The organism is Spirosoma aerolatum (genome assembly GCF_002056795.1).
Taxonomy (GTDB): domain Bacteria; phylum Bacteroidota; class Bacteroidia; order Cytophagales; family Spirosomataceae; genus Spirosoma; species Spirosoma aerolatum.
Genome location: NZ_CP020104.1, coordinates 7,634,773 through 7,647,216 on the forward strand (window position 1 = coordinate 7,634,773; position 12,444 = coordinate 7,647,216).

A 12,444-nucleotide genomic window follows, 5' to 3' on the forward strand; every position below is an offset into this window, starting at 1 on the left:
GAACGAGATAGGGGTTACTTTGCGTGTGATTGAGGTTCAGCAGTATCCGGTGCGTCGTCTTCCAGAAGCATCCGAATCGAGGGGGTGTACAGATCATCCTGCTGCCCAGTCCGCATCGACCAGAAAAAGGCCCCCAGAAAACCCAGTGCCATCATCAGGCTGACACCAATCATGAAGAAGATAATGCTCATCACCGTATCGATTTTGCTGGTTCAAAATTGAGACGCTTTGCCGGGACGAATCATGAGTTTCGTCAGGTCGGAGACTGATTTTGGCCCGGTCAGACAATGAGCTGACAAACGTCAGATAATAAGTTGACGAGTGTCAGGTAGGGGGCAGGTGGCAAAGGGCAACTTTGCAGCCATTCGTAGTCATTCCATGGTCATTGACCGCCATTCATTGCTTATTGATGACCATGGAATGACCACTATTGACAATTATTTATGATCATCCTCGCTTTTTTTCTGGCGCACTGGTACCTGTCGGTGCTGATGCAAACCTTTTTTCTCCATCGCTATGCCGCCCACCAAATGTTTACGATGAGTAAAGGGTGGGAGAAGTTTTTCTACGTCGTGACGTTCGTGGCACAGGGCTCGTCGTTTCTGAGCCCTCGCGCGTATGGGATTATGCACCGCCTGCACCACGCCCATGCCGACACTGAGCGGGACCCACACTCACCGGAGTTTTCCAAAAATCTGTTCGACATGATGTGGAAGACCCGGATTTACTATAATGACATCCTGAATAACCGCGATCATATCCCGGCAAAGTTCAAGAAAGGCGTTCCCAACTGGCCATGGATGGAGTGGTTTGGCGATCGCTGGCCCGTTCGGCTGGCCTGGGGAACGGCCTATACGTTGTTTTATATTCAGTTTGCTCCTTCGCCCTGGTTTTTCCTGCTACTGCCGTTCCATTTTCTGATGGGGCCAGTTCATGGCGCTATCATCAACTGGTATGCACACCGTTACGGATACACCAATTTTGAAGTAAACGATACGGCCAAAAATCTGCTTCCCTTCGATTTCCTGATGATGGGCGAATCGTATCATAACAATCACCACAAATATGGTGGCCGGGCCAACTTTGGAGGTTTCCGTTGGCATGAGTTCGATCCTGCCTATCCACTACTGAAATTGCTCAACTCGTTACACGTGATCAAGCTGCGGTTCGGGCGCGATGAAGCGTATATGTAAGCTGGCTGCCATTCGTCTGCGATGCAATCGCAGACGAATGGACAAACGCGATCATTCATCCGACTGAAAGACACGCTCTTCCTGCGGTTTCCTGCGTTCGTCGTCATTAATTTTCTGGGCTGTTCAACAGGGCGCAACTTTGTTTCATCAAACAAAAACAAATCGAGAACAGACCATGAAAAAGTTATTCATTCTGATGCTGGGACTGGTTGCCAGTACTGCATCATTCGCCAAAACAACTACCAACGAAGCGCCTGCTACAACCATAACGCTGACTGCTGATAACAAGGTCAAACTGGTTATAGCCCCCGAGGCCGCCAAAGCGACCATAGCATTACAAGACCAGGAAGGTCATCTGCTCTATACATCCTCGGTCGATTTACGCCAGGGAATCCATCAGAAATTCAATATCAATGAGCTGAGTGTTGGTACCTACCAGATCGCCGTTAAGGTGGGGGAACAGAACACGGTGAAAACCTTCGTCATTCAGGAGCGCCCGGCCGAAACGTTTGTCATGCTCGAATCGTAAGCCATTAGTCTGAGCCTATGAAAACCGGCCATAAAGCCGGTTTTATAGTTTAAGGCCCTTCACTGACTATAGGAAATGCCTGTTTGGCTGATGGTTACCATTAGTTTTTCGGTACAATACGCTTCGTCTATCTATGGATAACCGGCTTACATCGACTCAGAAGTGGCAGCTAGCCATTCGGTTACTGGTACTTTTTTCGCCCCTGTTGCTTTACGTCAATCTGCCGGAATCAGCCCGAAACACAACGGCTCTGATTCATGCAATCCCTTTTTTTATGCTGTTCAGTATAATCAATCTGGGATTATATTATCTCTGGATCAGTGCTACTGACTGGTGCCAACGGCAATTGGAACATCGGTTCAGCAGCGACATTCTGATGCAGTTCAATTGGCGATCCATTCTGCTGACCTTTCTGATTTCGTTCTCCTTGGCTCTTTTGTTTACGAAACTACTTCCTATGCTCTTATTCGAAGTGTTGCACATCGTTAAGCAAATATGGCCGTCGTTGTTACCTAGCCGTGGCCCGTCTCCTTTTCCACCTGCGGTAATGGCCTACATTGGCCGTGCCAACAACGTATTTTCCATCGTCATTATGCTCACGGCCTTTTACCTGACCATCAGTGAGCGGTCGTTCCGGCAGTTGAAAGATGTTCAGCTAAAAGCGGAAAAGCTGGAAAAAGAAGCCCTGTTAAGTCAGTTTGGAGCCTTGAAAAGCCAGCTTAGTCCGCACTTTCTGTTCAATAGCCTGAGTATTCTAACGTCGCTGATTCATGAAGATGTCGATCTGTCGGAGCAGTTTATCAAGCGATTGTCCAAAGCGTATCGGTATATTCTGGAACAGCGCGATCAGGATTTGGTGCCTTTGGCAACGGAACTGGATTTTATTCAGGCGTATACCTTCCTGCTCAAAATTCGTTTCGAGAACAAATTTGATGTCCTGATCGACGTACCCCAGGCTGCCCAACTTCAGTATCGGATTGCTCCGCTCACGTTGCAGCTCCTGGTCGAAAATGCAGTGAAGCATAACCGAATGTCGCAGCGGGAGAAACTCAAGGTGCGTATCTACGTCGAACAGGATTGGCTATTGGTGGAAAACCCCATTCAGGCCCGCGACCAACCCGAACCATCGACCGGCATTGGCCTTTCCAATATCACCAATCGGTATTCGCTCCTGACCGACCGGCCCGTTTGGTGTGGCGAGGAACAGGGGCAGTTTGTTGTCAAAATCCCACTTTTAACATAAAGAGTGAAAGAACGAAAGAGTGAATGAGCGATGAGCCGTTTTAACTCTTTCGCTCTTTCGCTCTTTCGCTCTTTAAAACATGAACGTAATTATTATCGAAGATGAAGACCGCTCGGCCCGGCAGTTGGAGCGGATGCTGAAAAAATACGATCCGGCTGTGCAGGTGCTGGCCCAACTGCCCTCGGTAAGTGAGTCGGTGGCCTGGCTTAGCCAGCATTCCGTACCGGATTTGATCCTGATGGATATTCACCTGGAGGATGGTCTGGCGTTCAGCATTTTCGAGCAAATTCAGTTGACAGTGCCTATCATTTTTACGACGGCCTATGATGAGTATATGATCAAGGCCTTTAAGGTCAACAGCATCGACTACCTGCTCAAACCCGTTGATTACGATGAGTTGGTCAACGCACTCGACAAGTTTAAAACCCTGCGAAGCGTAGCGTCCAGCCCCGATCTGACCAAACTGCTTCAGGTAGTGCAACAATTTCGGGAGTCGCCGTTTAAGGAGCGGTTTATGGTTAGCATCGGCACCAAAATCAGAAGTGTCGAAACGGGCGAAATCGCGTATTTTTTCTCTGAGGAAAAAGCCACCTTTTTGACCACCAAAGAAGGCCAACTATTACCACTGGAGTATAGTCTCGATCAACTGACAGGAATGCTGAATCCTTCGCAGTTTTTCCGGATGAATCGTCAGTTTCTGGTGGCTCGCACGGCCATTCAGACCATTCACGTTTACTCCGCCGGTAAGCTAAAAGTTGACCTTCGTCCAACGCCCCGTCAGGAAGTGCTGGTTAGCCTAAGCCGAATCGCCGATTTTAAAGACTGGCTAGGACGTTGATATATGCCGGGTTCAAGCGCTGGCCTGGTCAATGCCTATCCAATACACTAGGATCAGGTCGTGTGCCGCATAGGCCATTTAGCTCATCCTATTCTAGACTATCCCATATTGGGTCGTATCCGCTTAGCGATTCAGTCAAAAGGCCTCCAAATACGGTGGTATCGTCAGGCTTCTAACGTTACCGTAAACGTAGTTCCTTTTCGTACTTCGCTTTGGCATTGAATCTCTCCCCCGATTTCATCTAGTATTCGTTTGACAATGTGCAAACCCAGCCCAGTCGAGTGTTCGCCTGAGGTTGGCTTGGATGCGGCCACGCCATATTTCGTAAAAAGTTTGGGAATATCGCCAGACCCGATACCTACGCCCTCATCCTTTACGGTCAAACGAATTTTTGACAACGACGACTCCAACCCTACCCAGATTTTTTTGCCTGGATACGAATATTTTATAGCATTAGACAGTAAATTCTCAAGCACCCGAATCATCAGGTGTTTGTCGGTCAGAATAGCTATTTTTTTGTCAGTTGACTCAATATACATGGTCAGGTTTTTGGCTTGTGCCGATAGCGTCAACCGGTCGACTACCTCTTTGGTTAGTTCAACCAAATCTATTTTTTGAAGCGTTAGTGTTCGCTGGTTGGTTTCCGCTTTTTCGACATCCAGTATATTTTTAATGAGGGTCATTCCCTGAACGGCACTTTTGTCGATTGCCTGCACGGCCTCAGTGGTTTTAGGGTTATCCTGAAGATTTAGTTTTAATAACGAATTCCAGGTTTTTATGGTTAGAAAAGGTGTATTCAAATCGTGCGAGACCATACTGATCAGGTGATTCTTTTCCCGGTTCAACTCTGATAATTTTTGATTTTGGCGTTCGATCAGTCGATTTTTCTGCCGATTTTTAACCAGGAAATAGCCGATTATGCCCGAAAACAGAAGCAATCCCACCAGGCCAACTCCATAAGCAAGACGCTGTTGCTGCTCCTGTTTTAGCTGTTGATTAAGAAGCTGATTTTCTTGCTCTTTCTTCGCTGATTCATACTTTTTTAAGACATCCAGCATGGCTTTGTCTTTCTCCTGATTAAACAGGTTGTCGCTTTGGGTAACAAATTCCCGTTGGATGCCAAAGGCTCGCTTATAGTCTTTTTTCGCACTGTAGGCTCTTGCCAGCACATCCAGCGATTTGGTAAGGTTGGGTAAGGCTTTTACGGCTTTAAAAATCTGGATAGCTTTTTCCAGACGAACGATTGATTCATCATATCGTTTCAACTCGAACAACGAGTTACCAATATTTTCATTGACAATACCGATCGATACCGGATCATCAGCATAAGGGATCAGTTTCTGTGCCTGCAAATAATCCTTAATTGAGCCTTCCAGATTCTTTTTCTCGTACTTTATATTCCCTAAAACGATATAGGCCAAACCAATGGAATACGAATCTTTTTGCAATTGGAAGCTGTGCAGCGCTACTTTTTCGTTGAACTCTACCGAATTAAGAAGACGCAATTTGCGGCCTTGGTCGGTTGTCTGATTGGCTAGTTTAAAATACTCATTTGCAATATTGTGCGATACATTTCCGATCCAGGTAGTCTCGTTCAACTTTTGAAATATGGCCAGCGCTTTCTGATAGTAGTCAATCGTTTGCCGAGGTTCTTCGCGATATTGATAGCATGCACCAATATTGTTGAGTGCTATCCCTACGCGAAGAGGAATCTTTAATTTTTCAAATCGGTCAATGGCTTCCAGATAATAGGAAATGGCTTTTGTATAATCGTTGTTTACATAGCGAACCATGCCGAGGTAGTTTTTTCCAAAAGCGATATCTATCTCGCTCTGCAAGGCTGTCGCTACCGAATCAAATTTCGAGGCATATACCTGAGCCAGCTCAGGTTTTGCATACAGGTGTCCTTTAATAAGCTGCGAATAGATTTTTAACCGAATCGAATCGTGCTTTACTGTGGCGAGCGCGTTTTGTAGACTATCAAGATTGGTTTGTGAGTAGCCAGGAGTTACCAGCAGGGCAAAGGTCCAGATAAACCATTTCATAGCTTTCGGGAAAAGAGGTAAGAGGTCAAGACCATGTAAAATGAAAAATGGACAATGATTAATTTGTTGATAATCATTGTCCATTTACATAGCTTTCAATCAACTTATAATTGATTGCATATTTCACCAGCCCAACGGTATTACTGACACCGAGTTTTATCATAATATTTTGTCGATGTGTATCGACGGTACTAACACTGATAAAGAGTTTTTCGGCAATCTGAGCGCTGCTATATTCCTGGCAGATAAGGTTTAAAATTTCTTTCTCGCGTTTGCTCAGTACCACATCCGCCTGCCTGTTGACATAATTGCTTTCGTGTATCGACTGATCTCTGGCAAAATCAAGATCAATACGTTTAGAATAGTACGTTCCTCCGGTGCTCACTACCCGAATGGCCTCGAAAAGCTCATCATACGAGGTGTCTTTGAGCAGATACCCCTGAAAAGAAAATTTTTCCAGCCGATGAAACACCCGCAACCCGCGTAAAATGGTCAGGTAAATAATGGGTAGTGCAGGCTGGACTTCTCTAATTTTTGCCAGTAAAGCGTCGGGTTCTATATCTGGCAAGTTTACATCCAGTAATAAGAGGTCTATAGCTGGATGATTCGCCAAAAAATCAATCGTTTCCTTCCCCGAACTACAGGTCTGCACAACGTGAAAATCAGGTTGTGCATCCACAAGCATGGCCAACCCTTTCAGGAGCAATTCATGGTCATCGACCAGACATAGTCTTATCATCAGTGCAGGAAATCTAGGTGGTATTTAAAAATAAGATATCCTGAAATACAGGCTGATAGGGATTTATTTAACGATACCCATCACCGCAGAATTTACTTAATGGTTGCCAAGCCGACCTTGTTCGCTTCTTCGACCAGATCTGTTTCTATTATCCTTATTTACCCGATGTTTTGATGTACAACCACTTTTAAACTTTGTGTCAGTCAAGTTTCAGCCGCTGGCCTGTTCGCTGACAAGCCTTCTGTTGTGACGATTTGCGCTAGCAAAAGAGCTTGCCCAGAACCAATACATGACCTGTTTTAATTACTAAACTACAATCTCATGAAAGTACTGATTATTCTCGCTGTGGTTGCCTTTGGTGGTATTTTTACGAACAACGATATGGCATCTGTATCGTCGCTACGGCCGTCGACCGAATTGACAAACGAGCCGAAAGCACTGGCTAAAGTTAAAATTGTGTTTGGCCGGAAAAGTAGAAATTGTACTAAGTTTGGCGTATGTACTTTTGATGCTGACGCCGGCCCTATTGAAATCGATCTTAGCGCTGTATCGCCGGGTACGGCTATGGCTACCGCTGGTAAAGCAGATGGTAAACTGGTTGTAAACTTTGTTAAAAGCTCCATTGCGCCAATAGATCTTTCGACGCGATTTGCCAACAACCAGTTTGTGGTTGAAGAAAACTATACGGTTACGTTAGAAAACGCGATGGTTTCTAGCTACGTCATTAAAAGTGGTACCTATGACGTAACACCTAATGGAAAATACCTGACGGTTGAATTTTAGTAACTATAGAAAGCCCTACCTGAAAACGGTAGGGCTTTTTTTACGACTAGTCTCCCCTGCAATTTTCCCGTCCGCTCATTTTACAGAAATAAATACTGTAAAAGAAGTATTTGCTTTTCCTGCTTTATGAAAAAAGTATACTTCCGGGGAGTGTCCAATGTTGTAAAGCTCCCACTCATCTTGTTTCTTTTAGTTAGCTCAGTGGTTGGTTTTTCCCAGGATAGGCCGATAGAAAATGACTCTACCAAGACTGTCGCCCTCGATTCTGCCAAGAGAAACCAAAAATCAAAAGCCTGGGAAATAGCCTTTAACCTTGGACTCAACCTTTCACATACCATGCAAGTCAATGGGCAGCCCAACACGAGCAAAAGAGGTTTTGCGACCACCAATGGAATCGATCTGAATATCAATTATACCAAAGGTCGAATTATATCCAGCAATGAGTTTCACTGGCAATTTTCACTCTACAAGGCAGGTTTGAATACCATCACGCAAAAAACGGCCGATGAACTATTGAGTTTACACGATTTCTCTATCGGCTTTTCCGAAGATCGGATATGGAATATCAACGTTATCGCTAAAACGAAAACGGGAATATTTAGTACCTATCAGGACGGCTTTTTTCGAGATACAACTGCGGGGAAAGGGCTCGTGCAAAGTTTTCTTAACCCGTATGAGGTTATCCTGTCGCCTGGTATAAAGTGGCAGCCATCAAAGGCATTACGCGTTTCACTGTCACCCTATACGTTTCGTATTTATGGCCTGATCAATCAGCAAATTGCGAATACAGGACTCTATATTGAAGAAATGCAGGAAAATGGGTCCGACCGTATCCAGCAAATTATAGAACAACAGGGTGCAGCACTCAATATATGGTACGACAAAAAGTTTAAAAATTGGGTACAAATACAGTATCGACTAGCTGTAACATCGAATTATGCCGAAAAATTACTGGACAATGGAGCTATGGATGGACTATTTATTACAAAGATCAAGCTCGTTAAGAATATTTATCTTACCCATCGGGCTACGTTACGTGGCCAACTGGAGGAGAAGCCTTTTAAACCCGTTTATGTACAGGTGATTACTCTAAGCTATGCCGTTACGCTATAAGGTAGGTGACAAAGGGGAAGCTTGTTCCCTTCGAACCGCCAGCACGCCCAAAATAGGGCCGGGAAGCAGGCTATAAAATAGCCAGCCGGATAGGCCGATTTGGGTAACGAGCCAGGCCATTAGCTGAATCGAAATCACCGTAATCAGAAACCCCAGGCAGGTGACCAGTGTGAGGATACTGCCCCGGTTTTCGACGGCGGCATGACTGGCTACAAGAGTTGAAAATTGGGGTGAATCGCCCGCTGCAGAACTTCCCCATACAAATAGAAAAAGACCGAATATGGCTACGGGGGCTTTCAACAGAAATGGCAGCAGGAGAATGCATAAGCCAGAAGTGATTAATAATAATCGGGCTACTCGGGCACTCCCCATCCGCAGGGCAAGATAGCCTCCGACGATGCAACCTAAGGCCCCTGCCCCAATGGCCCCAAATGCCCAAAGCGATGTGGCTATTACAACATTAGGATGTTGCTGCTGGTAGTAGATGATTAGCGCGGGTAAAAAAGCCCATAATGTGTATAACTCCCACATATGCCCAAAATAGCCCAACATAGCCGGCCGAAAGGCCGATGGCTGAAAGAGGGCGTGCAGAGCCTGAAAACGAAAACGGTTTTTCGAGGGTGGAATGGGGCTGGCCGGAACCAGAAAAACAAGTACAAGGCCGCCAACGATGGCTAGCGTACTTACCGATACCATTAGACTGCGATAGGGTAAGCTACTGCCTAATCCTCGAATCAGGTGTGGGAAGGCCGTTCCTACTACCAGTGCCCCGACCAGAAAACCCATCGCTTTCCCTAAGATAGGTTTGAATCGATCAGCGGCTATTTTCATGCCCACGGGATACACACCCGCCAGAAAGAAACCCGTCAGGAAGCGACTTGCCAACACCGTAACGGGTTTTATGGGCAGAAATAGCCAGAGCAAGTTGACTGTTGCCGCCAGAATGACCGAAACCAGAAAGACCTGCGTGGCCCGAAACCGGTCGGGTATGGCTAGCAAGGCGTATAGGAGCGTCCCCGAAATAAATCCGATCTGTACGGCTGAGGTGATCCAACTCGTGAATTCGGTTGTTTTCAGAAGGGCTTGCAGTTCGGGCAGAATGGCGTTTCCGGCAAACCAGAGCGATGTGCCCGCAAACTGGGCGAATACCACAACGATCAACTGGATAGTAGTCTTTGAGGACGTGAGCATCCTCAAAGATAAGCAGTAATTTTTTCGACAGGATTTACAGGATTTACGGGATAGAAATACATGTAAATCCTGTCGAAAAAATTTATCTCCAGCCCCGGTAACCCCGAACGCCGAAAGTAGCAATGGCCAGCATGGTAGCTGAGCTGATTGGCATCAGGATAGCAGCTACAACCGGCGACAGATCACCAAACAGGGCGTAGCTTAGGCCAATGCCATTGTAGAGTAGGGAAACCACAAAGCTGAACCGGATGACGCGCATGCTGTATCGGCTAAAGTCCAGGAAAGTAGGTAGCTGAGTCAGCGCGTTTGCTTCGAGAATAGCGTCGCTGGCGGGAGTAAACTGAATGGTATCGTCGGTGACGGCCATACCGACATTCGCTTGCTTTAAGGCACCAGCATCGTTCAGCCCATCGCCAATCATCATGACCCGTTTGCCCGTGGCCTGCAAATGCTTGATGAAGGCTAGTTTTTCCTGAGGCCGACAGTTGAAATGCATTTGTCCAGCATCAGGGAACCATTGCTTCAATTCCGTTTTCGTATGGTCGTTATCACCTGACAACAAATAGAGCTGGTAAGATTTGTTCAGGCCGGTAAGCATGGTGTCCAGACCCGAACGGTACTGGTTCGGAAAACGGAAGCGTCCTCTGCATTCATCGTCAATACTTACGTAAACTGCCGATTCGGAAGGGGTGGCAATATCCGTTTCGGTAGTTGAAGACGCAGACTGGGACGATGAAATCGCCCCCCCTGACACAGCATCTTCACAAGCTAGAACAGATGCATTGACAAACGAACGTGTTCCTAGTTTAACAATTTGCCCATCTACCACCGCCTGAATGCCATGGCCGGGCACCTCGGTGAATAAATCCATTGGTAGTGACGAACAGTCTGCCAGATGGGCCGCCAGTATCCGGCTAAGTGGGTGAGCCGAGTGCCGCACCAGCGACGCAATCATACTGCGCTCAATAGAAGTCAGTCTGGGCGAAAGCTCCTCAATAACACCCGAATCATCACTCTTTCGCTGGAACGCCAGCCCGGTCTTCCCTCTTTCAACATCCGTTGTGGCACTTTTTACCTCCGTTAGCGTACCCGTCTTGTCAAATACGATGGTATCGCAGGCGGCCATTTGCTCAATAACTTCCGCGTTTTTGAGGTACAAATGGCGTTTGCCTAACAGTCGCAGGCCATTACCCAGCGCAAATGGATATGAGAGCGACAACGCGCATGGGCAGGCAATAATCAGCACTGCTGTAAAAACATTGACCGCTCGTGCTGGATCGTGTTGCAGGTACCAATACAAACCGACGCCTGTAGCCAGCGTGATGACCGTAATGGTAAAATATTTCCCAACCGCATCGGCAAAGGTGCGGATACGCGACTCATTATCCTTCTGAAACGCATCGTTGTTCCAGAGCTGGGTCAGGTAACTTTGCGATACGTCTCGGACAACTTCCAGTTCGATAGCTTCGCCGACCTGCTTGCCGCCTGCGTACACCAAGGCACCTGGCTCTTTCGATTCGGGTTCCGATTCGCCCGTTACGAAGCTGTAATCGATGAGTGCGTTGCCTTTGTAAAGCAACCCATCGGCCGGTATCAGCTCCTGGTTACGAATCCTGATCCGATCACCTTTATGGAGTTGAGCAACTGGAACTACGCGCTCCCCGCTCCCCGCCCCCTGTCCCTTGCTTCCGACTACCGTAACGGCCAGCGGGAAATAGGACTTATAATCACGCTCGAAGGAAAGAAATTCGTGGGTGCGCTGCTGGAACCATTTGCCACACAACAGAAAGAAAACCAGGCCCGTCAGCGAGTCGAAATACCCTGCTCCATTGAGCCACAACACTTCGTAGGCTCCCCGGAAGAACGCGACCAGAATACCCAGCAAAATCGGCAAGTCGATGTTGATAATCCCTTTGCGGAGGCTCGACCAAACCGATTCGAAATAACCCGATGCCGCATAGAAAACGACCGGAATGGCCAGTAGTAAGTTAAGAATGCCGAAAACGTGCTTGAACGATACATCGTCGAGACCGAGGTATTCCGGGAAACTGAACAGCATGATGTTGCCCGCACAGAATCCGGCTACACCCAGTCGGTAAAGAAACGGTCGATTGGAGGTTTTCTGCCCTTCTTTTACCACATCGTTCAGGCTGATCAGGGGTTCGTAGCCAATTGAACTCAGTAATTCGACCACCTGCCGAAGTGTAATTTCGGATGGGTTATACGTAATAAAAACTTGTTTCTTCAGAAAATCGACCCGCGACTGCTGGATGGCCGGGTTAATCCGGTATAAATGCTCCAGCAGCCACAGGCACGAACTACAGTGTATGGTGGGTACGTAAAACGTGACCTTCGCCACAGAATCGCCCGAAAACTCCAGTAATTGAGCAACGATGTCGGGGTGGTCTAAAAATTCCAGACGAGTTTGTTGAGCAACAGTAGCGGTTTGTGTAGTTCCCGGACGGTTGGTTCCTGGTTCAATGGCATAGTACTGGCAAAGCTGGTGTTGGCTCAAAATGGAGTATACCGTTTTACAACCGTCGCAGCAGAAGTGCTTATCATCGAAAATAAGGTACTCGTCCAGACATTCATTGCCACAGTGGTAGCAGACCGTTGGGGAAATTGTTGCCGTATTCATCGTTCAGAATTTGGACGCAAGTTGGCACAGGTATTGGCTACGTACCCTGATAATCATCAGCAGATGGCCTGATACGGCTCAGTATTTAGGACTTCATGAGGGGAGAAATTTGTAAAAAATGCGAGGAGCGGG

Annotated in this window: 11 protein-coding genes; 6 read left to right on the forward strand and 5 right to left on the reverse strand. The window is 46.9% G+C overall.

The window, feature by feature from the left end; translation table 11 throughout:
• Positions 1 to 14: 14 nt before the first annotated feature.
• On the reverse strand, positions 15 to 191 hold the full coding sequence (gene ccoS, locus B5M13_RS31815; RefSeq protein WP_020596265.1) for a cbb3-type cytochrome oxidase assembly protein CcoS: 177 nt from the start codon (positions 189 to 191) through the stop codon (positions 15 to 17).
• Between the two features lie 252 nt (positions 192 to 443).
• On the opposite strand from ccoS, the gene B5M13_RS31820 reads away from it, so the two are divergent.
• The 4 genes from B5M13_RS31820 (at position 444) to B5M13_RS31835 (ending at position 3,803) form a co-directional block, all read left to right on the forward strand.
• On the forward strand, positions 444 to 1,193 hold the full coding sequence (locus tag B5M13_RS31820; protein ID WP_080059490.1) for an acyl-CoA desaturase: 750 nt from the start codon (positions 444 to 446) through the stop codon (positions 1,191 to 1,193).
• Positions 1,194 to 1,368: 175 nt separating this feature from the next.
• On the forward strand, positions 1,369 to 1,722 hold the full coding sequence (locus tag B5M13_RS31825; RefSeq protein ID WP_080059491.1) for a hypothetical protein: 354 nt from the start codon (positions 1,369 to 1,371) through the stop codon (positions 1,720 to 1,722).
• 133 nt (positions 1,723 to 1,855) lie between these two features.
• Positions 1,856 to 2,965: a sensor histidine kinase gene (locus tag B5M13_RS31830; RefSeq protein ID WP_080059492.1), complete on the forward strand. Its 1,110-nt coding sequence runs from the start codon at positions 1,856 to 1,858 to the stop codon at positions 2,963 to 2,965.
• 79 nt (positions 2,966 to 3,044) lie between these two features.
• Positions 3,045 to 3,803, forward strand: coding sequence for a LytR/AlgR family response regulator transcription factor (locus tag B5M13_RS31835; RefSeq protein ID WP_080059493.1), 759 nt, complete (start codon positions 3,045 to 3,047; stop codon positions 3,801 to 3,803).
• 164 nt (positions 3,804 to 3,967) lie between these two features.
• Here the strand turns inward: B5M13_RS31835 and B5M13_RS31840 are convergent, their stop codons facing one another.
• Both B5M13_RS31840 and B5M13_RS31845 read right to left on the reverse strand, forming a co-directional pair.
• A complete protein-coding gene (locus B5M13_RS31840) occupies positions 3,968 to 5,848 on the reverse strand; it encodes a tetratricopeptide repeat-containing sensor histidine kinase (RefSeq protein WP_170061225.1) in 1,881 nt (626 codons plus the stop codon).
• 73 nt (positions 5,849 to 5,921) lie between these two features.
• A complete protein-coding gene (locus tag B5M13_RS31845) occupies positions 5,922 to 6,587 on the reverse strand; it encodes a response regulator transcription factor (RefSeq protein ID WP_080059495.1) in 666 nt (221 codons plus the stop codon).
• A 321-nt stretch (positions 6,588 to 6,908) separates the two neighbouring features.
• On the opposite strand from B5M13_RS31845, the gene B5M13_RS31850 reads away from it, so the two are divergent.
• Together B5M13_RS31850 and B5M13_RS31860 are read left to right on the forward strand one after the other, a co-directional pair.
• Positions 6,909 to 7,370, forward strand: coding sequence for a hypothetical protein (locus B5M13_RS31850; protein ID WP_080059496.1), 462 nt, complete (start codon positions 6,909 to 6,911; stop codon positions 7,368 to 7,370).
• A 336-nt stretch (positions 7,371 to 7,706) separates the two neighbouring features.
• Positions 7,707 to 8,483, forward strand: a complete 777-nt coding sequence (locus B5M13_RS31860) for a hypothetical protein (RefSeq protein WP_080059498.1) — start codon at positions 7,707 to 7,709, stop codon at positions 8,481 to 8,483.
• On the opposite strand, the gene B5M13_RS31865 is transcribed toward B5M13_RS31860, so the two are convergent.
• Complete coding sequence (locus B5M13_RS31865; RefSeq protein WP_080059499.1) at positions 8,478 to 9,674, reverse strand: MFS transporter; 1,197 nt, start codon at positions 9,672 to 9,674, stop codon at positions 8,478 to 8,480. The two genes, B5M13_RS31860 and B5M13_RS31865, sit on opposite strands and share 6 nt — an antisense overlap.
• A gap of 82 nt (positions 9,675 to 9,756) precedes the next feature.
• Positions 9,757 to 12,312, reverse strand: a complete 2,556-nt coding sequence (locus B5M13_RS31870) for a heavy metal translocating P-type ATPase (RefSeq protein WP_080059500.1) — start codon at positions 12,310 to 12,312, stop codon at positions 9,757 to 9,759.
• Between the last annotated feature and the right edge of the window lie 132 nt (positions 12,313 to 12,444).